The organism is Roseibium sp. FZY0029, from assembly GCF_036350355.1.
GTDB lineage: Bacteria > Pseudomonadota > Alphaproteobacteria > Rhizobiales > Stappiaceae > Roseibium.
Window position 1 is genome coordinate 163,632 of the sequence record NZ_JAZDVZ010000010.1, and the last position, 22,434, is coordinate 186,065.

Genomic DNA, 22,434 nt, shown 5'->3' on the forward strand with positions numbered 1-22,434 from the left:
CCAAGCGAATAGTCTGCTATTGATTCAAAGGCCGCTCCGCCGCCCCTTTCCCATTCTCAAGCTTTGCGGTTGCCCCGGCAGCCCCGTTATTTGTATTGGTCCCGACCCCGTGAAACACGACAGTGAATCCTCTGGCAAAGCCGCTGCGACGCCGGCGGCAGAAAAGGGCGCTTCCGGCTCTTCCTCCGAAGTTCTTCGGGATCCCGGCATTCCCTTTGCCGAGTTTGTGGCCATCATCGCGATGATCATGGCGCTGAATGCCATGGCAATCGATGTCATGCTGCCGGCCCTGCCCGCCATCGGCGATGCGCTCAACATCGTTGAGGAAAACAACCGCCAACTGGTGCTCCTTTCCTACCTGATCGGTTTCGGCAGCGCGCAGCTCTTCTTCGGCCCGGTGACCGACGCCCTCGGACGGCGCGGCGTCCTCGTCGGCGGACTGGCGCTTTACAGCCTTGCCAGTATCGGCGCGATCTTCGCGATGGATCTCAACACGCTTCTGATCGCCCGCGTGCTTCAGGGCATCGGCTGCGCTGCCGCCCGTGTCACCGTGCTGTCTGTCGTCCGTGATTGTTACACCGGCAGACGCATGGGCAAGGTCATGTCACTGGTGATGATGGTGTTCATGGCTGTTCCGGTTGTCGCGCCATCCATCGGCCAGGCAGTGCTCCTGATCGCCGGCTGGCACTGGATCTTCGCGCTTCTGCTGATTTCCGGTGTCACGATGATGATCTGGTCCGCGCTCAGGATGCCGGAAACCCTTGCGGTCGAAAACCGCCGTCCGATGGAGGTTTCCACCATCGTAAGCGCCTATATGACGGCGCTGACCACGCGGGTAAGCCTTGGGTACACCGTCGGCACGGCCTTCATTTTTGGCGGCCTGTTCTCGTTCCTGGCCATGTCGCAACAGATCTTCGTCGACATCTTCGACCTCGGAACCCTTTTTCCGATCGTCTTTGCCGCCATTGCCATCACCATGGCAGGCGCCTCCTTCACCAACGCGCAACTGGTGGAAGCCATCGGTATGCGCCGGCTGTCCCATGGCGCGGCGGTGGTCTACACCGCACTCGGATTTGCCGTCTGGCTTCTGGCGGCGCTCGGCCTTGAGAATTTCTGGGCCTTCATGATCCTGGCCACGCTGATCATGACCAGCTTCGGCTTCCTGGGGGCGAATTTCAATGCCATGGCGATGGAACCGCTTGGTGCCATTGCCGGAACTGCCTCCTCCGTGATCGGCACCATTTCGACACTTGGCGGCGCGATCCTGGGCTACATCATGGGCCAGCTTTTCGACGGCACCACCCAGCCGCTCGGCCTCGCCTACACAATCTATGGCCTGTGCGCCATTGGCTGCATTCTCTACGCCGAACGCGGGCGGATGTTTCATGCCATGCACGAAAAGCATGCGCAGCCGTAACAGGGACCTGCCGGCGCTTTACGCGCCGACATCTATTGCAATCTTGCCCACGAAGGATTTTTCCAGAAACTTCTCCTGGGCCGCCTGCAGCTCGCGCAAGGGGTAGGTTTTCGCGATGACGGGACGGATCTCGCCCGCCTCGATGTAGCGCACCAGATCCTGGAAGACGCTGTCCGGCTGATAGGTGCTTCCGATAAGCGTCAGGTCACGCAGGTACAGCGTCCGAAGATCCAGTTCGACAATCGGACCGGCAATCGCACCGGACGTGACATAGCGGCCCCGGTTGCCAAGCGCGTCGATCAACCGGCCCCAGGACGGACCACCGACGAGATCCAGCACAACGTCAAACGACTGTTCGGGTGGAACAGCATCCCGGTCCAGTGTCTCGTCAGCTCCCAGACGCTGCAACTCTGCTGGTTTTTGCGGGCTCGTGACTGCCGTGACATGAGCCCCTCGCCGTTTGGCGAGCTGGATCGCGGCAGAGCCGACACCACCGGAGGCACCGGTAATCAGCACGCGCTCGGCCGTGACCTCACCGCGCTGCAGCATTCCTTCAGCCGTCGAAAAGGCACAGGGAAACGACGCCAGCTCGGCATCGCTCAGGCCGGAGTTGACCGCAAGCGCATCGTGAGACCTCGCCGTCGCATATTGTGCAAAGCCACCTGCGCATTCGGATCCGAAGGTCCAGATCGCGGGATCCCCACCGCCGGTTTCCATGGATTGAAGGGCCCGGACCAGCACCCGTTCGCCGATCCGCTCTGCCGGGACGCCATCTCCGACCGCGACCACTTCTCCGCAACAATCGGCCCCTTGAATATGCGGAAAGGTCAGCGGCTTGCCCGTCCAGCTCCCCTCTGCGCCGGAACCGTCCGTATATCCGCCGGCAGCCCCCGAGGCGGTGTCCCCGCGCACGGCCTTGGAGTACCAGCCCGTACGCGTGTTGACATCGGTATTGTTCACTGACGACGCGCCGACACGGATCAGCACCTCGTTCTTCCCGGGAACGGGAACAGGCAGGTCCGTCCGCCAGACCAGTTTTTCAAGTCCCCCGTGCCCCGTCAGCACGACACCGTTCATTGTCTCGGGGATCGCCATAAGCCTTCCTTTGGTAGAATGATCATTCTACCTGCTTATGTAAGTCGATCATTCTTCACACACAAGGCGATCGGCTAACCGCGCCTTGTCACTTGGCCAGCTGCTTTTGAATTCGCACAAGACCGCCGCTGAAACTGAAAAAGGCGAGCCGAGGCCCGCCTTTCCAAACATTCCGTTTGCCGAGACCCTACCGGCCCGCTGCGGCCTGCAGAGCCGGCGACTGCGGACGCACGGCGGCGTCATAGTCCTGCATCAGTGTCTTGATGATGTCGCCGACCACGAAGGAGTTGCCGGCGATCTCGGAGACCGGGGTGACTTCCGCGGCCGTTCCGGTGACAAAGCACTGTTCGAACTCCGGCAGCTCTTCCGGCATGATCACGCGCTCGACAACCTCGATGCCGCGATCCTTTGCCAGGCCGATCACCGTCTGACGGGTAATGCCGTTCAGGAAGCAGTCCGGCGTCGGTGTATGGATCTTGCCATCCTTGACGAAGAACACGTTGGCACCGGTTGCCTCGGCAACCTGGCCACGCCAGTCCAGCATCAGCGCATCGGTGTAGCCCTTGGCTTCCGCGGCGTGCTTGGAAATGGTGCAGATCATGTAGAGACCGGCGGCCTTTGCCTTGTAGGGTGCCGTGGCCGGTGCCGGACGGCGGTATTCGGCCATGTCCAGGCGAATGCCCTTCAGCCGCTCTTCCGGCTTGAAGTAGCTCGGCCATTCCCAGGTGGCAATTGCCAGGTGAATGGTGTTGTTCTGTGCCGAGATGCCCATCATTTCGCTGCCGCGCCAGGCGACGGGGCGAATGTAGGCATCGGTCAGGTTCATGCGTGCCAGGGTTTCTTCCTTGGCGGCGTTGATCTGTTCAGCAGTGTACGGGATCTCGAAACCGAGCATGCGCGCCGAGGCAAGCAGGCGTTCCGTATGCTCTTCGGACTTGAAGATACGGCCGCCGTAGGCACGTTCGCCTTCGAACACGCTGCTGCCGTAGTGCAGTCCGTGGCTGAGAACATGCAGTTTGGCTTCCGACCAGGGCACAAAGGTGCCGTCGTACCAGATATCACCACTGAGCTGATCAAAAGGCGTTCCAGCCATCTTTCATCTCCCGCTCGCTCTATGAGCGTCTTTTTGTTTTCTGTTCAACAGAGGCAAATGACACCAAAGACTTGCGCCTTTTTTACCGCTGTATTTTTTGCACAGCACGCCAACTATCGGTATCCTGATGGCCGCGGCGACGATGATAGGATTCGTTTATCATCTGATGCGTAAAAAAGCATCAGAAAGACCGATCATTTCGTACGCGACCGGATAGAAGTAACAATCGATCAGAATTAAGTCAATATGACTGACGTAAATTTCAAACCGGACCAGCCGCCCCTTAAACGCGGTGTGGACATATCCCGGACGCAGCAACCCGAAGGGTCCGAAACGGATGGCGCCGACACGCTGTCTTACGACCTGATCGAGCTTCTGTTTTTTGCCTATCGCGACTTCACCGGTGATCCGGACGACGTGCTTGCCAAATACGAGTTCGGCCGCGCCCACCACCGTGTTCTGCATTTCGTGGACCGAAATCCCGGGATCATGGTCACCGATCTTCTCGGCATCCTGCGGATCACCAAGCAGAGCCTTGGCCGTGTGTTGAAGCAACTGGTGGACGCCGGCATCATCGAACAGCGCGAAGGCCATCACGACCGGCGGCAGAGGCTGCTTTACACCACCGAACGTGGACATGCCCTGGCTGTGGACCTGACCAGCCTGCAACAGAAGCGCCTTGAACGTGCCCTAATTGGATTGCCAGATGGCAGCGACGAGATTATCCGCAGGTTTCTGCTGCAAATGATTGATCCCGAAGCACGGCCGCAGATCCTTCAGTTGATACGCAGTCTTTACAACCTGAAGGATTGACCGGCATACGGTCACAGAAGGACAACAAAGCCGACATGAATGCCCAGGTGCCTGACGACAACGCCAACCACATTCTCCTGGTAGACGACGACAAGCGTATCAGGGACCTCCTGTCGAGGTTGCTCAAGGAGAACGGCTACCGTGTGACGACCGCCGCCCATGCGGCCGAGGCGCGCACCTGTCTTTCCGGCCTGGAATTCGACCTGATCATTCTCGATGTCATGATGCCGGGAGAAACCGGTCTGGAACTGGCCGTTTCGCTTCGCGAGGAGTCACCCGTCCCGATCCTGATGCTTACCGCGCGCTCCGAAGCCCCGGACCGGATCGCCGGGCTTGAGGCCGGCGTCGACGATTACCTGTCGAAACCATTCGAACCACGCGAACTGATGTTGCGCATTGCCGCCATCCTGCGCCGCGGCAACCAGCAGCCGGTCATCGTCAGCGAAGAAATCCGCTTCGGGCCGTTCTCGTTCAACTCCGCGCGCGGTGAGCTCAAGAACGGCGAAGCCATGGTACGCCTTACCGACCGGGAAAAGCAGATCCTGTCGATTTTCGCCGAACAGCCGGGCGCGACCGTTCCCCGCCACAAGATCGTCGGCGATGACAGCGGTCTGGGAGAGCGCACGGTGGATGTTCAGATCAACCGGCTGCGCCGCAAGATCGAAACCGATCCCGGGAACCCGATCTACCTGCAGACGGTGCGCGGCATCGGCTACAGGCTTGCGTGCGACTGACCGGACCGCAATGGCCAGATTAGACAGCTTCCTCCGGCGCTTTCCCCTGACGGTGCCCCTGAAACCGCTTATGGCGGTCTACCGCCAGGCCTCCCGGCTGATGTACCGGGTCATGCCCAAGGGCCTGTTCACCCGGACCTTCCTGATCATCGTGACGCCGATTGTGATCCTCCAGTCGGTGCTCGTCTTCGTGTTCATGGAGCGGCACTACCAGCTGGTCTCGCGCAGGATGTCGGAAGCGGTGGTGCGCGAGATTGCAGCCGTCGTCTATGTGCTGGAGAACTATCCGCAGGACCCGGATTACGCCAACATCGAGGAACTCGCCTCGCGGGCGCTTGGCATGTCCATGACGGTAACGCCGCTGGAACCCCTGCCACCGCCCACGCCCAAGCCGTTCTTCGACGTTATCGACCAGGAACTGAGCCAGGCCATCGGGCAGCGCATCGGCAAGCCGTTCTGGATCGACACGGTCGGCCGGTCCCGCTTCGTCGAGATACGCATCCAGTTGAAGGACTCGATCCTGCGCGTCTTCACCCGGCGCAGCCAGACCTATGCCTCCAATTCGCACATCTTCCTTGTCTGGATGTTTTCGACCTCTCTGGTCCTGGTGATCATCGCGCTGTTGTTCCTGCGCAACCAGATACGTCCGATCATCCGGCTGGCCAATGCGGCGGAAGCTTTTGGCCGTGGCCGGCCGGTGGAGAACTTCAGGGCAAGCGGTGCCCGTGAAGTCCGCCGCGCGAGCCTGGCCTTCATCGACATGCGGCGGCGCATCGAACGGCAGATCGAGCAGCGCACCACCATGCTTGCTGGTGTCAGCCACGATCTCAGAACCATTCTGACGCGCCTCAGGCTGCAGCTTGCGTTCCTCGGCGGCACGCCGGAAAGCGAGGCGATGCGCAAGGATGTCGACGAGATGAGCCATATGCTGGAGGACTACCTCGCCTTTGCCAGCGGCTATGGCGACGAGGACATCCAGAAGACCGACATGTCCCTGCTGCTGGAAGAACTGGAAGAAGAGGCCGAGATCTCCGGCCACGACGTGACGACACGCTTCGAGGGGCCGCCGGACGTGGAGGTACGCCGCCTGTCCATGAAACGGAGCCTTTCCAACCTCGTCACCAACGGCTGCAAATACGGCAACCGGGTCGAGGTGCTCGGCCGCATCGAGAATGGCTGGCTGACGATAACGGTTGACGACGACGGCCCGGGCATTCCCGAAGACCAGCGCGAGATTGCCTTCCGGGCCTTTCACCGTCTGGACCTTGCCCGCAACATGGACGAAACCGGCAGCGGGCTCGGCCTTGCCATCGCCCGTGACATCGCCCGCGCTCACGGCGGCGACCTCTACCTGGAGGACAGTCCGATGGGCGGATTGAGAGCAAGGTTGCGGATCCCGGCATAGGAAGACCCTGTCTTTCCGAAAAGGGAAACATCAACCAATCCAGCCGAAAAGCTTGTCTTTCCGGATGACGATCTGTTTCAATTGAAAGTCTTTCAAGTCAGCGCAAGACAATCGCAACCCGATTTCCGGTTGACGGACCGAACATCAATTTTCTACCTAGTTGCCGGCTGGTTCTTGCCCCCGTTTTCCACCAGCCGAACGCATTCCGATGAGACGGGGACGCAAGGAATGCACGATGACCGAACTTCTTCTGAAAAATGCCGATACCGTCCTGACGATGGATGACGACCGCCGGGAACTGTCGGCCGTCAACATTCGCCTTCGCGACGGCGTGATCACGGAAATCGGCACGGATCTGGAAACCTCCGGGGAAACGCTCTCCGCCCGTGGCTGCGTGGTAACGCCCGGCCTCGTAAACACGCACCACCATCTTTACCAGAGCCTCACAAGGGCCGTCCCCGGCGGTCAGGACGCGCTGCTTTTCGGCTGGCTGCAGACCCTTTATCCGATCTGGTCCCGCTTCGGCCCGGAAGAAATGTTCGTGTCCGCCCAGATCGGACTTGCCGAACTGGCACTATCCGGATGCACGCTCAGCTCCGATCATCTCTACCTTTATCCCAACGGGGCGCGGCTCGACGACACCATCGCCGCCGCAAGAGAAATCGGCCTTCGCTTCCACCCCACCCGCGGGTCCATGAGCATCGGCGAGAGCGACGGCGGCCTGCCACCCGATAGTCTGGTGGCACGGGAAGCCGACATTCTGGAAGATTGCATCCGCGTCGTCGACGCCTTTCACGACTCGTCCGAAGGCGCAATGGTCCGTGTCGGCATTGCCCCTTGCTCTCCGTTTTCCGTCAGCCGGGAACTGATGCGGGACGCCGCTCTGCTGGCACGCGACAAGAAGGTTATGCTGCATACCCATCTTGCGGAGAACGACGAGGACATTCGCTATTCGCAGGAAAAATTCGGCTGCCGCCCGGGGCAATATGCCGAGGATCTCGGCTGGACCGGGCCGGATGTCTGGCACGCCCATTGCGTCAAGCTGGACGATCGGGAAATCCGGCTGTTCGCGGACAGCGGCACCGGTGTTGCCCATTGCCCCTGTTCCAACTGTCGGCTTGGCAGCGGCATAGCCCCCGTCCGGGCGATGCGTGACGCCCGGGTGAAGGTGGGGCTCGGCGTGGATGGTTCGGCCAGCAATGACGCCGGCAATCTGGTTCTGGAAGCCCGTCAGTCGATGCTGCTGCAAAGGGTCGCCAACGGCGCGGATGCGATGTCCGCCCGAGAAGCCCTGGAAATTGCCACCCGTGGCGGAGCCGACGTGCTGAACCGACCCGATTGCGGCCGACTTGCCGTCGGCAAACGCGCCGATATCGCGCTTTGGGACGTTTCCGGTGTCGAGAGTGCGGGAAGCTGGGACCCGGCAGCCGTGCTGCTTGCAGGTCCGACACGCGTCAAGCATCTGTTCGTGGAAGGCCGTCAGGTGGTCAAAGACAGCCACATCGCCACGATAGACCTGCCAAGGGTCATCGAACGTCAGAACCGGCTCGCGCGAAAGCTGCAATCCTGAGATTGAAACCGAACGAAATGAGCAGGATCAGTAGAGCCGTCCGCCGATCGGAACGTCCTTGGTCGGCGACAGCAAAACAACCTCACCATCCTCATCGGGGACGCCGAGCGTCAGCACTTCGGACATGACCGGACCGATCTGGCGCGGAGGGAAATTCACCACGGCCATCACCAGCTTTCCGACCAGGGTTTCCGGCGTGTAATGTCTGGTGATCTGTGCGGAGGTTTTCTTGATACCGATTTCAGGACCGAAATCGATCTGCATCTTGTAGGCGGGCTTGCGCGCTTCGGGGAACTCCTCGGCCTTGATGACCCGGCCGACACGCACATCCACTTTCAGGAAATCGTCAAAACTGATCTGGTCGCTCACGGAAACAATCCTCTTGTTCTGCGAGCGACCATGGACGGTCAAATGACGGTTCGCAAGGCCCTCGGGGCCGTCAAGCGCTTGCCGGGGCCTCTCCGCCAAGATCTGTGTCTTCCCGGCCACTTTGCTGCCGGTCACGGCGGTGGCTGGATCGCTCGGACGCCTTGCGGAAGAACGACCGGACACCTTTCGCAACGCTGTCCAGCTTGTTCAGCCGCTTCATGAACGATGTGCCCTTGTCCAGTTCCTTGTCGAGCCGAGCCATGGTGCGCGGCATACCCTCGTCTTCCTCGTCCAGCCAGACATCAACCACACGGGCAAAGGCAATGGACAGACCCTGGGCCACCACGGTTGCCTTGACACCGGAGACATCGATCCCTGCTGCGATCAGCATCCATTTCTGCGACCGCACCTCAAGCGCGTTGAAGTCGAGCGCAAGGGCCGGATCCTTCCGCGCCGCCTTGTGGAGTGCTCGCATCGCCTCCTTGTGTTCAGCCAACGCGTCGATGCGGCTCATGAGGATGTCGAACAGGCGGTCGCGCGGGGGCTGGTCGCCCATGTCCTCGTCGCGTTCGTCCAGCACAGCGGTATCGATCTGCTCCAGAAAGGCCGCAACCAGCTTCAGCTTCGACGCATAAGCGCCGCGCATTTCGGAAAGCTTGACCTTCGCCGTCTCGGCGATCAGCGGTAGCGAGACGTCTTCATAAGGATGTTCAGACAACAGATCGAGAAAGGTTTTCAGGATCTTCTGCTTGGTCTTCACGGTCGCCATTGCTGGCCCTCCTGTGTCTTTGCATCTCTGAAGATAGGTTCGCGCGGGCTTGCAGAAAAGGGCGGCCCGCTGCCGCAGGCGGGCGAAACATTCTGGCAGTGGGCCCCACTTACGGCAAAAGCGACTTGCGGGCAGGAACCAAACAGTCCGGCACGGCGTTTGCCGGAGTGACGGGCATGACACCGTGAACGGACTGTCCACCTGGACAGCCGACCCATGTTTTCATGACCTGTCCCGCCCAAGCGACCGGTTCCCCCACGCGAATTCCGTTCAGTCGGAAGTTCGTGCCGGTTGGCTTCGGGTGGCTTTCAAGCCCCCTTGCCGAGCCCTGCCCCGGGCGCACCGCATCTTGTGAAAGGACGACCCCATGAAAACGCTTGCCGATGCTTTCGAGCACACGCTTCAGGACATCTACTACGCGGAAAAAACCATGGCCAAGACCATGCCGAAATTGCAGGAAGCTGCTAACGGCAAGAAACTGAAGGATGCGATTGGCGAGCATCTGGAAGAAACCAAAGGCCAGGTCAAGGTTCTCGAACAAGTTTTCAAGTCGCTCGGCAAGAAGCCGGAAGGCGAGAAGTGCGATGCCATCGAAGGTCTCATCAAGGAAACCGACGGCATCATCAGCGAAGCAACTGGCGCTGCAAAAAACGCCGCTCTCCTGGCCGCCTGTCAGGCCGTCGAGCACTATGAAATCGCCCGTTACGGCACGCTACGCGAATGGGCCAAGGTGCTCGGACATGACGAAGCGCATGACCTTTTGACCAGCATTCTCGACCAGGAAAAGGCTGCAAACAGCAAGCTGACCAATCTTGCCGTTTCGACGATCAACGAGCAGTAAGCGCACCGCTCACGTCACCGAAAAGCTCTTTGACTTTCAGGAGAAGAAACAAAGGCCGCCGGACATCCGGCGACCTTTTTTCTGATTAAGCATTGCCGAGGAGACCGGCCTCAGCCGGCCAGTTCCCGAGCTCGTTTGACGGCAGCGGCAACAGCCTCGGTCATCACCGGCTGCAGGCCATCCGCATGCATCAGCACGTCGAGCGCGGCAGCCGTCGTACCGTTAGGGCTGGTGACGTTCTTTCTCAGAACGGAAGGATGTTCGCCGGACTGGTGCATCAGTTCGCCTGCACCACAGACTGTAGCAATGGCCAGCTCCTGGGAAATTTCTTCCGGAAGTCCGGCCTGCCGTCCGGCCTCGCTCAAGGCTTCGGCAAGGAAAAACACATAGGCAGGCCCCGAACCGCTGACCCCTGTCACGAGATCGATCTGGTCTTCGCTGTCCAGCCAGACCACCTTGCCAACCGACGACAGAAGTCTGGTGACATCGTCCTTCGCTTGAGCAGAGACAGCCGGGGTCGGATAGACCGCCGTAATGCCGCGTTTGACCATGGCCGGTGTGTTGGGCATGCAGCGGCAGATCGGCACCTTGCCGAAAAATGTCTCGAATTTGGAAATCGGCGTGCCAGCTGCAACCGACAGCACCAGCGTGTCGGACGCCACCGCGGATTTGAGACCGGGCAGAACCTGATCCATCATCTGCGGTTTGACGGCGACCAGCACGATCCCGGCCGTCAGATCCTCCGGCACGGTGGTCACATGACGGATACCGTGTTTCTTGAGAAGGGCATCCATCTCTTCGGACAGATGCGGATCATTGACCACGATGGCAGCGGGGTCGATCCCCTCCGCCATCCAGCCCGATAACATTGCCCCGCCCATCTTGCCGGCTCCGACAAGAAGGAAAGGCCGTTCCTTTGAAAAGCTCATGCTTCTCCTGCGGTTTCAAACAAGGCCGTGTTCAACGCCTCGGCTGCCGAATGACCGGCCCAGACGACGAATTGAAAGGCTTGATAGAAACGTTCGCAGTTTTCAAGGGCATTTGTCAGCATTCCCTCGATCTGAGCCGAGGATGCCTCCGCACCGCCCGCCAGAAGCAGCGACTGCCGGAACATCACCACGTTCTCCTTGTTCCAGAGATCGAAGTGGCCCATCCAGAGCTGTTCATTGACGAGTGCCAGCAGACGGACAACTTCCGTCTTGCGCAATTCGGTGACCTTGAGGTCGAAAGCACAGGCAAGATGAAGGGCTTCGACTTCCTCCATCCATGAGAAGGAGACGTGGTAGTCACACCAGCTCCCCTCAAGGGATATGGTGATCTCGTCCTCGTCCGACCTTTCGAACGTCCAGTCGTTTAACGCGGCGAACGTCTCTATGGTGTCAACGGGATTACCAGGTCGCTCGAGTTCAATCTCGATGAGGCTCATGTGCCTACTCCCCTTCTGAGCCGGGGGCCGGTAACCCGATCACGATAACCGGGCGGGCCGCCGGGAAAAGTCCCATGCCGGAGGAGCAAAACGCGTCCTGTTACGGCCCTTTAGAAGGGAACCGGTTCCGTCTTGCTCCGACGAATCCCTGTTATCTTTCAGTATAGGAGCAGGATTGATTTAAACGATACATACCAATTGAGCGAAAAAAGCCGAAACTTGTGGACGACTCAGCGGTATTTTTCATCACACTGCCCAAAATCAACGCAAAACCGCCAAGTTCAAGCGTCGCAGTTCTGTCATCAACTATTAACAGAAAACGCTCACATCGACGTCAGCAGATCGACTTAAGCATCTCCAGAAGCGGCGGAATCCGGGTTTTCGAGTTTTGCGAGCCGCGATTCGAGTTCATCGATCCGATCCAGAGCGCGCACTGCCATCTCTTTAACCGCGTCATGCTCTTCGCGCGAAACCACGTCCATGTCGGACAGAAAACGCTCGGCTTGGGCACGGAAAGCGGTCTCGACCTCGCGGCGGGCGCCCTGGGCAACACCGGCGGCATCGGTCATCAACTTGGCAAAATCATCGAGAAGACGGTTCGGGCCTTGGGTCATCGGACCCTCCTTGATCGGAAACACATGTGATGACAGACAGGTATGAGGGAATGGCGGCAACTTCAAGGTCCAATTCCGCCGCAGCCACATTCACCCGCATTCCGCCCCGCCGTGTCATCCCCTCTTTCGGCACACGGCTCCCATCGCCCTGCGAACCCGCGTCGGCTTGACGGGACGGGCAAGATAGCGCAAGCGTTCAGCCCGAAATTCGCCCGCGCACCATCGGAAGGTTCTGCCGTGCCGCCAGTTCTGGTTATGCCCTTTCCCGCAATCGACCCTGTTCTCATCGAATTCGGACCCTTTGCGCTGCGCTGGTACGCGCTCGCCTATATCGTCGGCATTCTGCTGGCCTGGCGCTACATGCGTCTCCTGGTGGCTAACGACCGCCTGTGGGGCAGCGTCCCCCGCCCTGCCCCGCTTGAGATCGACGACTTCGTGCTCTGGGGCACGCTCGGCATCATCATTGGCGGGCGTCTTGGCTACGTGCTGTTCTACAATCCGGCCTATTACTTCGCCCACCCGGCCGAGGCGATCGCGATCTGGACCGGCGGCATGTCGTTTCATGGCGGCTTTGCCGGCACGGTGATCGCGATGATCCTTTTTGCCTGGAAGCGTGGCCTGTCGATCTGGACCCTTTTCGACCTTGCCGGATGCGCAGCCCCCATCGGACTCTTTTTCGGTCGGATCGCCAACTTCATCAATTCCGAATTGTGGGGCCGGCCGACGGATGTGCCCTGGGCGGTGGTGTTTCCAAATGGCGGACCCGAGCCCCGTCATCCGAGCCAGCTCTATGAAGCCGCCCTTGAAGGCGTCGTGCTGTTTCTGGTGCTGATGGTGCTCAGCCGGCGCTTCAAGCTGTTGCAAAAGCCTGGTTTCCTTGCCGGTGCATTTGCCTTCGGTTACGGCATTGCCCGGTCTGTTTCGGAACTCTACCGGGTTCCCGATGCCCAGATCGGCTATCTGACCGGCTTTCTGACCATGGGCATCCTGCTGTCCATTCCGATGATCCTGGCCGGATTGGCAACCATGATATGGGCAGCGAAGCGCAGCTCCGGAGCAACCGCGGCGTGACGGGACTGAAGGACAGGATCAAGGCCCGAATTGAAACCGAAGGGCCTCTATCGGTCGCGCAATATATGTCCGTCTGCCTCGGCGACCCGGACGCCGGCTATTACATGACGCGCGACCCCTTCGGCAGCAAAGGCGATTTCATTACCGCGCCCGAAGTCAGCCAGATGTTCGGCGAACTTATTGGAGCAAGCTGCCTGTCTGCCTGGCAGGCGCTGGGTGAACCGGCGGAGTTTCAACTGGTCGAACTGGGGCCAGGACGCGGCACGCTGATGGCCGACCTGTTGCGCATGGCGTCCCTGCGCCCGGCCTTCCTCAAGGCGGCCCGGCTGAATCTGGTCGAGACCAGTCCGCGCCTGCGGGACATGCAGACCAGGACGCTTTCGCGCGGTCCGTTGACGCCGCACTTCCGTGACCGGTTTCAGGATGTTCCGGGCGGTCCGCTGATACTGGTCGCCAACGAGTTTTTCGACGCCCTGCCGATCCACCAGTTCGTGAAGACCTCCCGTGGCTGGCAGGAACGCCAGATCGGCCTGTCGCAGGACGGAGAACTGATGTTCGGCGTCGGCACCGCCCGCCTGCCCGATGACGCCATCCCAGCGGATCTCTCATCCGCCCCTGAAGGTGTGATCTTCGAAACCCAGCCCGCCGCCAATGCAATTGCCGAAGAGATCGGCCACCGGATTGCCGAAAACAGCGGCGCTGCAATCCTTATCGACTATGGCTACCTGAAGACCGCCGCAGGCGACACGCTGCAAGCCCTTTACAAACATGCCTATGACGATGTCCTGGCGCACCCGGGCGAAGCGGATCTGACCGCGCATGTCAATTTCGAAGCCCTGGCGGCCGCCGCCGTCCGGGCAGGCGCTCACGCGCTGCCACCGCTGACCCAGGGCGAATTTCTGCTGCGCTCGGGGCTTCTGGAACGGGCTGGCGCTTTCGGCGCGGGCAAGTCCCACGATGAACAGGAAACAATCCGCGATGCCGTCGAACGACTGGCCGCTCCCGACCAGATGGGCGATCTTTTCAAGGTGCTGGCCGTGACGAACTCTGGAATATCCTTTCCCCCGTTTGACAGCGCGACCTGAACACCCCAAGGATCAGACGCTGGCGTGGCGAATCCCCTCCCCTTCAGGAGCCTTGAATGAAAATTGAAGCAGACGTCTTGAAGCTGGATGGCATCCGGCACGGCTTCTTCACCCGCCAGGGCGGCGTCTCCGGCGGCATTTACGCCAGTCTCAATATTGGCCTCGGTTCGGACGATGATCGCGGCAGCGTTCTGGAAAACCGCGAACGCGTTGCCGGCCAGCTTGGCATTGGGGCCGATCGCCTGGTCTCCCCCTATCAGATTCATTCTCCCGACGTGATCACCGTCAGCGCGCCCTTCGCACCCGATGCGGACCGCAAGGCCGACGCGCTGGTTACGGCAACACCTGGCCTTGCCATCGGCATTGCCACGGCCGATTGCGGCCCGCTGCTGTTTGCAGATCCCAGGGCGGGCGTCATCGGCGCGGCCCATTCCGGCTGGAAAGGCGCCGTCACCGGCATCCTGCAGAACACGGTTGCGGCGATGGAAGCCCTTGGCGCGACCAAGGGGAACATAACGGCGGTGCTCGGGCCGACGATTTCCCAGGCTGCTTACGAGGTCGGCCCCGAGTTCAAGGACCGTTTTATTCAGGAGCATCCGGACAACACCCGCTATTTCAGACCTTCCGAACGAGCGCAGCATTTCATGTTCGATCTGCCCGCGTTTATTACCGACAAGCTTGAAGCTCTTGGGCTGGGCGAGGTCGCCGATCTGGCGCTGTGCACCTATGCCGACGAAGACCGCTTCTTCTCGTACCGCCGGACAACCCATCGCAAGGAGCCGGATTACGGCCGCCAGATCAGCGCGATTGCACTTTTGTGAGGACGACCCATGGCACTTCATTTTTCCGATGCCGAGTTTGAAAGCCGCTTCGACAAGCTGAAGGCCGCCATGGAGGCGCAGAAGCTGGATGCGATGCTACTCTTTGCCCAGGAGAGCATGTACTGGCTGACCGGCTACGACACCTTCGGCTTCTGCTTTTTCCAGTGCCTCGTCGTGACCAAGGATGGCCGCAAGGTGCTCTTGACGCGCTCGGCCGACGAACGCCAGGCCAAGCACACGTCGAACATCGAGGACATACGCATCTGGATCGACCGCGGCTCCGCCAGCCCGGTGCTGCAGCTCAAGGAAATGCTGTTCGACATGGACCTGCTCGGCTCCAGCCTGGGTGTTGAATACGATACACAGGGCATGACCGGAAAGATTGCCCTCAAGCTGAACGAGGAACTCGCCAGTTTCGCCGACGTCAGCGATGCTTCGCCCCTGATTCCCGAGCTTCGTGCGGTGAAAAGCGCCGAGGAAATCGTCTATGTGCGCAAGGCCTCGGAGCTTGCTGACAAGGCCTTTTATGCCGCGATGGACGAAATCTGCCCCGGTGCCGACGAAGGCCGCATCCTGGCAGCCATGCAGGGAGCCATTTTCGAAGGCGGTGGCGATTATCCCGGCAACGAGTTCATCATCGGCTCCGACCGCGATGCGCTCCTGTGCCGTTACAAGGCTGGCCGCCGAAACCTGTCGGAGCAGGACCAGCTCACGCTGGAATGGGCCGGCGCCTACCGCCACTACCACGCCGCGCTGATGCGCACAGTGGTGATCGGCACACCGACGGACCGGCACCTGGAAATGTACACCGCTGCGCGCGAGGCACTGGCTGCCGTTGAAACACAGCTTGTTCCCGGCAGGACCTTCGGTGATGTCTTCGACGCCCATGCCGAACGCGTCGACGCCCACGGCCTGATGCCGCACAGGCTGAATGCCTGCGGCTATTCCCTGGGAGCCAGGTTCACGCCAAGCTGGATGGATATGCCCATGGCCTACCGCGCCAACCCGGCCGAGGTGAAGCCTGACATGGTCATCTTCATGCACATGATCCTGATGGATTCCACCTCAGGAACCGCCATGACCCTCGGCCAGACCTATCTGACCACGACCGGGGCGGCTGAGTGCTTGTCCAAGCTGCCTCTCGACCTGCCGGTCAAGTCAGGCTAAACCAGTTTCAACCTTGCGGCCCGGTTCGCGTATCGCGTTTCCGGCAGGGCCGCTGCCACGACGACATCGACCGCGAGAGCCAAGCGTCTCCATGACAGACATGACCACCCAACGATCCTCTTCTTCCCGGCGCCTGCTGGCGGTTTTTCTGCTTGGCGCCGGCCTTGCCGCCTGTCAGGCAGCTCCGCAGCCGCCCACTCCGATCTCGACCACCGTCACCACACCGACGATCGCCGGTCAGGCCGACAAGGAAGAGGGTGTGACTTTCGCGTTTGAACCTTTCACCGGAGCGCCGGGCAACATTGCCGACGAGCTGTCCGAGATGATTGGCACCGAAGCCCGCAAGCAGGGGATCACGCTGGTGCGCCGCATCGGCGCATCGGCCACCTACCGGGTCAATGGGTATCTGTCGGCAACCGGTCAGCCCTCCAATGGCACCGTGTTCTACGTTTTCGACATTGTCGACAACTCCGGCCAGCGCGTGAAGCGAATCTCCGGAACGGAAGATACGGGCGGAGCCTCCGGCGACCCGTGGCAGTCGGTCAGCTCCGGCACGCTGTCGCGCATTGCCAATCGCTCGATGGTGGAAATCAAGGCCTGGCTCAACCGATAATGAAACGCTTTGCCGGGTAATTCCGGCATGGCGTCACAAAAAATAAAAAAAAGCGGGCGTCAGGCAACAACGCCTGTTGTGGTCCGGTTGCTTGGTTGTTACAACGCCGCCGCCTGCCGAGGGTTTCCGAGCGAGGCTCCCGGCACCCGGCACATGACTTAAGACCTAGGCCTTTCCGCGTGTTTGCAAGGCACAACCTGTCTGCAAACCCGCCGTCGCACCAGAAGGACTTGCGGCTCATGAAGATCGTCGCGGGCAATTCCAACCGAGCCCTGGCTGAGGAAATTTCCAAATACCTGGATGCCCCTCTCGCCAAATGCCAGGTCCGGCGGTTTGCCGACCAGGAAATCTTCGTAGAAATCCAGGAAAACGTACGCGGCGAAGATGTTTTCGTCGTCCAGCCGACCAGCTACCCGGCAAACGACCACCTGATGGAACTGCTCATCATCATCGATGCGCTCCGCCGGTCCTCCGCCCGCCGCATCACCGCGGTCATTCCCTATTTCGGCTACGCCCGGCAGGACCGCCGCGCCTCCGGCCGAACCCCGATCTCGGCAAAGCTGGTGGCCAATCTGATCACCGAAGCCGGTGCAGACCGCATTCTAACCCTGGATCTCCATGCCGGACAGATCCAGGGTTTTTTCGATATCCCGACGGACAACCTGTTCGCCGCTCCCGTCATGACCCGCGACATCAAGGAACGCTACGCGACCGACAATGTCATGGTCGTGTCTCCGGACGTCGGCGGCGTGGTGCGTGCCCGCGCCCTTGCAAAGCGCATCGAAGCGCCGCTCTCCATCGTCGACAAGCGCCGCGACAAGCCTGGGGAATCGGAAGTCATGAACATCATCGGTGATGTCAAAGGCTACGACTGCATCCTTGTCGACGACATCGTTGACAGCGGCGGAACGCTCTGCAACGCGGCCGAAGCCCTTTTGGCCAAGGGCGCGCAGTCGGTGACCGCCTATATCACCCACGGCGTTCTGTCCGGCGGTGCGGTTGCCCGCGTGACCTCCTCCAAGCTGAAGGAGCTGGTCATCACCAACTCCATCGAACCGACCGCCGCCATCACGGCCGCCGCCAACATCCGTGCAATCTCGATTGCCCCGCTGATCGGCGAAGCCATCAACCGGACAGCCCTGGAAAAATCCGTTTCCAGCCTGTTCAGCTAAACCGGCGGACGCCAGACACATAAAAAAACGCCCGGCCTTTCAGCCGGGCGTTTTTATTGGACAAGGCATAGGGTCAGGCGGCCGCGACCGCGGCCAGGAAACGATCGACCGTTTCCCGCAGCGCATTGGTATGGTTGTTGACATCCGTCGATGCCGACAGCACCTGCCCCGCGGAAGAGCTCGTCACCAGTGTCTTTTGAGAAATGGTCTCGACCGTGCGCGCGACTTCCCGCGTGCCCTTTGCCGCTTCCTGAACGTTGCCCGAGATTTCGTTGGTTGCAGCGCCTTGCTGCTCGACGGCGGAGGCGATCGATCCGGTGTATTCGTCGACCTGGCTCATCGTCTGGGTAATCCCGGCAATTGCCGACACGGCATCCTTCGTTGCGGCCTGCACTTCGGCAATCTGCCCCTCGATTTCTTCCGTTGCCTTTGCGGTCTGCGTTGCAAGCTCCTTCACTTCGGACGCAACCACCGCAAATCCACGGCCGGCGTCCCCCGCCCGCGCGGCTTCGATCGTCGCATTCAGCGCCAGAAGATTGGTCTGTTCGGCAATGGCGGAAATAAGGTTCACGACATCCCCGATCCGCTGCGCGGCTTCGGCAAGGCCTTCGATCTTGGTATTGGTGTCGACTGCGGCTTGAGACGCGTCGCGAACGATCTCCGTCGTCGACATAACCTGTCTGCGGATCTCCTGGATGGAGGCCGACAATTCCTCGGAAGCAGACGCAACCGTCTGCACATTCGTTGAGGCTTCTTCCGAAGTCGACGAGGCATTCGAGGCTTCGCTTGCGGTCTCGTCTGCAACGCCGTTCAACTCTTCTGCCGCCAGCCTCATCTGTTCGCTGTTGCTGTGAACCGCATCCAGCATGTCCGTAACCTCGGACCTGAAACTGGAGATAAGCCGGGTCGTTGCCTCTGCCTGCCGTTCCCGGGCAGCAGCAGATTCCTGCTGCTCGGCTTCGAGCCTGGCACGGGAAATTGCGTTTTCCCGGAAGACCGCGACGGTTTCTGCCATATCGGAGATTTCGTCGGCAGCTGTCTGCGACGGCACGTCCACGGCCGTATCTCCACCGGCAAGCCTGCTCATCACCGCCCCCAGCCGGGTTATGCGGCCGGAAAGGTTTCTTGCCATCACAAGACCGATCACGCCGGCTGCGAACGCACAGGCAAGAGAAATACCGAAAATCCAGAACTTCAGCGACGTCAGGGGTGCCAGAACTTCGTCAGCGTCCTGAACCACGACAAGCGTATAGGTGTTGCCGAGCGCCGAGATAGGCATCATCGCCGCAAAAACGTCCCGGCCGTTGTAATCCGGCAGACGCTTGAAGGTCGCCTCGCCGCTCATCACCGACATCACTTCGGGTGCTGCGAAGGCGTCGCTGAGCATTTCGTCCATGTCAGTCGTGCGCTGGCTGTCGTTCACGGCCAGCCCCGCTTCATTGACAAGATAGATGTTGCCGGTGTCGCCAAGGCCGGCGTAGTTGCCGAGCAGCGCATTGATCTTGCTAATCGGGGTCTCGTAGGCAACCGCGCCGATTGTTTTGGAGCCTACCTTCACCGGCGCAACCCAGAAACCGGTCGGCGCGCCGTCCTTGCCGGGATAATGGACGGGATCGAAGCCCAGAAGCGTCTCCTCGTTGCCGGCGACAATCCGCTCGAAGGCACCCGCCAGCGGTGTCTGGGACCAGGCTTCGTCCTTGAGATTGGCGCCGAAATCAGAACGCTTACGGGCCGTGTAGATCACATCGCCTGTAAGGTTGATCAGCAGAATGTCCGGATGGTCGTTGGCGTCGGCATAGTCCCTGAGCGAGGTGTGATGCTTTGCATGCACCTTGTCATAGGGTTTGCGACCTGCCTTGACGAGTTGATCCCTTTCCTCAAGCGGATGCGGGTTGTCGGTGATGTAGATCTTGGTCAGGGTTTCAGCCGCCTTGTCTTCGTATTTCGCCCAGGCGGCGTTGAAATCACTGTAGGCGGATCGGAGGGCCTGACCGTTCAGGTGCCCGCCGATTGTCAATTCCTTGCTGCGGTAAAACTCCAGGAGGCTGTCCCGGCGGCTTTCCACCAGCGCCATCAGACGCTGCTCCGCCTGACCGCGCACGGTATTGGCTCCGGAGACATAACTTGCGATACCGACGCCTCCCGAACAAAGAAGGGCGATACCGAGGACGAGTGCTGGAAGCTTTACGGATACTTTCAAGGTTTCCCCCTGCAAGACGCGGGAAGGCTCAACCTTCCCGCCAGTTCTCACGTGTTCATTTCAGGACCACACCGTCAAAGCCGGTCCCTAACTGTTAGAGATTGTCGACGTTCACGCCAAAGGTCACAGCACCGATGACCTCGCCGCTGTCGGGGTCGAGAACGGGAACGCTCACCTGACTTTGCAGCGTTTGCGTGCTGTCGTCCTGCTCCAGCTCGCTGATGTGAACGGCTCCCTTGCCTACGAGAAACGTCTCCTGCCACTTTGCTTCGTCACCTTGCCAGTAATCTGAGGTGACATCGCTCTGGCCGACATTGAGCCCCTTGGCGTCCATGACGAAAATTTCGGTGAAAAGCCCGCTGCTCGCTTCCTGGACGTTCGAAAGATAGACGGAGAGCGGCTTGTCCAGCACTTCGTCGATCATCGGCTGATCAACGGCTTCGGCTTCCTCACGCCACTTGGTGTCAAGCTCATCGATTTTCGGCTGGTCGTAGGAGCCGGTAACACCGTTCTGCTCCTTGACCGCTGAAACGACTTCCGCAGCACCGGCGATTTCAGCGATCTTTCCGGCAGCCAAATCCTTCAGCTCGCTCTCAAATTCATTAGCGAAGGCACTGCCGGTGAGCAGAAAGAAGACTGCAGCGGTTCGAACAAGATATTTCATCATTCACTCCCATTAAATTTACTAAGAGGAATGATCGAGTACTGAAATTAAAATATGATTTATTGCGCTGAATAATCCATTTGAAATCTTCTTTTGGGAAATATAGGGGAATTCATAATGTTATTTATTACAATAGATATTCGGAATTACTCATGAATCGAGTTAATTTTTACTACCTGAGATAACAGGAATTCAAAAAAACGCCAGTAAGTAGAGTCCTCGCCCGATAGCAATTGAGGCAGAGAACAACGTCCAGGTGCAATTCCGGCCAAGGCAAATAGGATAGACGGGAGTCGCCTCGAGAAATTTTCCCAATTGTTCAAAAAATTTGCTGCCAACAATCCTGCTCAGCTTGTGAGCACGCATATTTTGTGGTCATCTAAGCCTGCACAAGGTCTTTTCCAGGGGTTTCCAGATGCTCACATCCAAACCATTTTCTATGGCCCGCCGGGCCATGCTGACGGCCGCCCTGGCTGTCACAGTATCGGCGGGACTGTCCATGCCTTCCGCCAATGCCGCCGACCCGGTCAAGGTTGCCGCGATCTACACCGTTCCGGTTGAACAGCAGTGGGTCAGCCGTATCGACAAGGCACTGAAAGCCGCACAGGAACGCGGCGAGATCACCTACACCTTCTCCGAAAACGTCGCCAACACCGACTATGAGCGCGTCATGCGCGAATATGCCGAACAGGGTATGGATCTGGTGGTAGGTGAAGCCTTTGCCGTCGAGCGCGCCGCCCGCAAGGTGGCTGCCGAATATCCGGACACGGCGTTCCTAATGGGATCGTCCTTCGGACCGGCTCAGCCGAACTTCGGTGTTTTCGACAACTGGATCCACGAGCCCAGCTATCTCTCCGGCATGATCGCCGGCGCCACCACCAAGTCGAATGTCATCGGCATGGTCGGCGGCTACGCCATTCCGGAAGTGAACCGGCTGATGAATGCCTTCATGGAAGGCGCTACCGCCGTCAATCCGGACGTGAAGTTTCTCGTGACCTTCATCAACTCCTGGTACGACCCGCCCAAGGCCAAGGAAGCTGCCTTCGCGATGATCGACAAGGGTGCGGACATTCTCTACGCCGAGCGTTTCGGTGTGTCGGATGCAGCCAAGGAAAAGGGCATTCTGGCCATTGGCAACGTGATCGACACCGCGGGCGATTATCCGGGTACGATCCTGTCCTCCGCGCTGTGGCACATGGAGCCGACCATCGACAAGGCCATCGAACTGGTTGCCAGCGACAGCTTTGAACCGGCCGATTTCGGTCCCTACAGCTTCATGTCCTATGGTGGCGGCAGCTTCGTCGTTGATGAAAGCCTTGCCCCGGCCGACGCGGTTGCGGCGGCAAAGGCCAAGGAACAGGAAATCCTCGACGGTCTGTTCCGCGTCAATGTGAACGACACCGAACCGAAATCCACCATGTAGGCTTTCGCCTGTCTCGTCCGGCGGTCACAATGGCCGCCGGCGATTCCCTGCCGCAGGGATCAAGCGCGGCAC

Annotated in this window: 22 protein-coding genes; 13 read left to right on the plus strand and 9 right to left on the minus strand. The window is 59.9% G+C overall.

The features are described 5' to 3' along the window. Positions 1-109: 109 nt before the first annotated feature. The gene (locus V1T76_RS24880) at positions 110-1,417 is read left to right on the plus strand and encodes a multidrug effflux MFS transporter (RefSeq protein ID WP_442970172.1); all 1,308 of its coding nucleotides are present in this window, start codon (positions 110-112) and stop codon (positions 1,415-1,417) included. A gap of 18 nt (positions 1,418-1,435) precedes the next feature. Here V1T76_RS24880 and V1T76_RS24885 read toward each other — a convergent pair whose 3' ends face one another. Together V1T76_RS24885 and V1T76_RS24890 are read right to left on the minus strand one after the other, a co-directional pair. Next, positions 1,436-2,512: an alcohol dehydrogenase family protein gene (locus tag V1T76_RS24885; RefSeq protein WP_330563379.1), complete on the minus strand. Its 1,077-nt coding sequence runs from the start codon at positions 2,510-2,512 to the stop codon at positions 1,436-1,438. Positions 2,513-2,699: 187 nt separating this feature from the next. Further along, positions 2,700-3,605: a branched-chain amino acid aminotransferase gene (locus tag V1T76_RS24890; protein WP_330563380.1), complete on the minus strand. Its 906-nt coding sequence runs from the start codon at positions 3,603-3,605 to the stop codon at positions 2,700-2,702. A 246-nt stretch (positions 3,606-3,851) separates the two neighbouring features. On the opposite strand from V1T76_RS24890, the gene V1T76_RS24895 reads away from it, so the two are divergent. The 4 genes from V1T76_RS24895 (at position 3,852) to V1T76_RS24910 (ending at position 8,127) form a co-directional block, all read left to right on the plus strand. Continuing rightward, a complete protein-coding gene (locus tag V1T76_RS24895; protein WP_330563381.1) occupies positions 3,852-4,418 on the plus strand; it encodes a MarR family winged helix-turn-helix transcriptional regulator in 567 nt (188 codons plus the stop codon). Positions 4,419-4,453: 35 nt separating this feature from the next. Then, on the plus strand, positions 4,454-5,152 hold the full coding sequence (locus V1T76_RS24900; RefSeq protein ID WP_330563382.1) for a response regulator transcription factor: 699 nt from the start codon (positions 4,454-4,456) through the stop codon (positions 5,150-5,152). Between the two features lie 10 nt (positions 5,153-5,162). Then, positions 5,163-6,557 carry an ATP-binding protein gene (locus V1T76_RS24905; RefSeq protein ID WP_442970173.1) on the plus strand — a complete coding sequence of 465 codons (1,395 nt, stop codon included), beginning with the start codon at positions 5,163-5,165 and terminating at the stop codon, positions 6,555-6,557. A 235-nt stretch (positions 6,558-6,792) separates the two neighbouring features. After that, positions 6,793-8,127: an 8-oxoguanine deaminase gene (locus V1T76_RS24910; RefSeq protein WP_330563383.1), complete on the plus strand. Its 1,335-nt coding sequence runs from the start codon at positions 6,793-6,795 to the stop codon at positions 8,125-8,127. 27 nt (positions 8,128-8,154) lie between these two features. Here V1T76_RS24910 and V1T76_RS24915 read toward each other — a convergent pair whose 3' ends face one another. Together V1T76_RS24915 and V1T76_RS24920 are read right to left on the minus strand one after the other, a co-directional pair. Further along, positions 8,155-8,496, minus strand: coding sequence for a tRNA-binding protein (locus V1T76_RS24915; protein ID WP_330563384.1), 342 nt, complete (start codon positions 8,494-8,496; stop codon positions 8,155-8,157). A gap of 70 nt (positions 8,497-8,566) precedes the next feature. Beyond that, positions 8,567-9,265 (minus strand): TetR/AcrR family transcriptional regulator, encoded by a 699-nt coding sequence (locus tag V1T76_RS24920; protein WP_330563385.1) that lies wholly within the window; start codon positions 9,263-9,265, stop codon positions 8,567-8,569. Between the two features lie 367 nt (positions 9,266-9,632). Here V1T76_RS24920 and V1T76_RS24925 point away from each other — a divergent pair, with 367 nt between their 5' ends. After that, the gene (locus tag V1T76_RS24925; protein WP_330563386.1) at positions 9,633-10,106 is read left to right on the plus strand and encodes a YciE/YciF ferroxidase family protein; all 474 of its coding nucleotides are present in this window, start codon (positions 9,633-9,635) and stop codon (positions 10,104-10,106) included. A 110-nt stretch (positions 10,107-10,216) separates the two neighbouring features. On the opposite strand, the gene proC is transcribed toward V1T76_RS24925, so the two are convergent. The 3 genes from proC to V1T76_RS24940 form a co-directional block, all read right to left on the minus strand. Then, positions 10,217-11,035: a pyrroline-5-carboxylate reductase gene (proC, locus tag V1T76_RS24930; RefSeq protein ID WP_330563387.1), complete on the minus strand. Its 819-nt coding sequence runs from the start codon at positions 11,033-11,035 to the stop codon at positions 10,217-10,219. Beyond that, positions 11,032-11,532, minus strand: a complete 501-nt coding sequence (locus V1T76_RS24935) for a YbjN domain-containing protein (RefSeq protein WP_040440699.1) — start codon at positions 11,530-11,532, stop codon at positions 11,032-11,034. The genes proC and V1T76_RS24935 overlap by 4 nt, the downstream gene beginning before the upstream one ends. Before the next feature lie 347 nt (positions 11,533-11,879). Then, positions 11,880-12,146: an accessory factor UbiK family protein gene (locus tag V1T76_RS24940; RefSeq protein WP_330563388.1), complete on the minus strand. Its 267-nt coding sequence runs from the start codon at positions 12,144-12,146 to the stop codon at positions 11,880-11,882. Between the two features lie 255 nt (positions 12,147-12,401). On the opposite strand from V1T76_RS24940, the gene lgt reads away from it, so the two are divergent. The 6 genes from lgt to V1T76_RS24970 all read left to right on the plus strand — a co-directional run bounded on the left by lgt (position 12,402) and on the right by V1T76_RS24970 (position 18,075). Continuing rightward, complete coding sequence (gene lgt / locus V1T76_RS24945) at positions 12,402-13,217, plus strand: prolipoprotein diacylglyceryl transferase (protein ID WP_330563474.1); 816 nt, start codon at positions 12,402-12,404, stop codon at positions 13,215-13,217. Next, the gene (locus V1T76_RS24950; protein WP_330563389.1) at positions 13,214-14,302 is read left to right on the plus strand and encodes a class I SAM-dependent methyltransferase; all 1,089 of its coding nucleotides are present in this window, start codon (positions 13,214-13,216) and stop codon (positions 14,300-14,302) included. The genes lgt and V1T76_RS24950 overlap by 4 nt, the downstream gene beginning before the upstream one ends. 56 nt (positions 14,303-14,358) lie before the next feature. Continuing rightward, entirely contained in the window at positions 14,359-15,123 is a 765-nt protein-coding gene (gene pgeF / locus V1T76_RS24955; RefSeq protein ID WP_330563390.1) for a peptidoglycan editing factor PgeF, read from the plus strand. A gap of 9 nt (positions 15,124-15,132) precedes the next feature. After that, a complete protein-coding gene (locus V1T76_RS24960) occupies positions 15,133-16,290 on the plus strand; it encodes a M24 family metallopeptidase (RefSeq protein ID WP_330563391.1) in 1,158 nt (385 codons plus the stop codon). A gap of 91 nt (positions 16,291-16,381) precedes the next feature. Further along, complete coding sequence (locus tag V1T76_RS24965) at positions 16,382-16,903, plus strand: hypothetical protein (RefSeq protein WP_330563392.1); 522 nt, start codon at positions 16,382-16,384, stop codon at positions 16,901-16,903. A gap of 239 nt (positions 16,904-17,142) precedes the next feature. Next, on the plus strand, positions 17,143-18,075 hold the full coding sequence (locus tag V1T76_RS24970) for a ribose-phosphate pyrophosphokinase (protein ID WP_006937598.1): 933 nt from the start codon (positions 17,143-17,145) through the stop codon (positions 18,073-18,075). 73 nt (positions 18,076-18,148) lie between these two features. On the opposite strand, the gene V1T76_RS24975 is transcribed toward V1T76_RS24970, so the two are convergent. Both V1T76_RS24975 and V1T76_RS24980 read right to left on the minus strand, forming a co-directional pair. Further along, positions 18,149-20,275, minus strand: coding sequence for a methyl-accepting chemotaxis protein (locus tag V1T76_RS24975; RefSeq protein WP_330563393.1), 2,127 nt, complete (start codon positions 20,273-20,275; stop codon positions 18,149-18,151). Between the two features lie 94 nt (positions 20,276-20,369). Beyond that, on the minus strand, positions 20,370-20,942 hold the full coding sequence (locus V1T76_RS24980) for a PDC sensor domain-containing protein (protein ID WP_330563394.1): 573 nt from the start codon (positions 20,940-20,942) through the stop codon (positions 20,370-20,372). Between the two features lie 412 nt (positions 20,943-21,354). On the opposite strand from V1T76_RS24980, the gene V1T76_RS24985 reads away from it, so the two are divergent. After that, positions 21,355-22,362 (plus strand): BMP family protein, encoded by a 1,008-nt coding sequence (locus tag V1T76_RS24985; RefSeq protein ID WP_330563395.1) that lies wholly within the window; start codon positions 21,355-21,357, stop codon positions 22,360-22,362. Positions 22,363-22,434 lie beyond the last annotated feature (72 nt).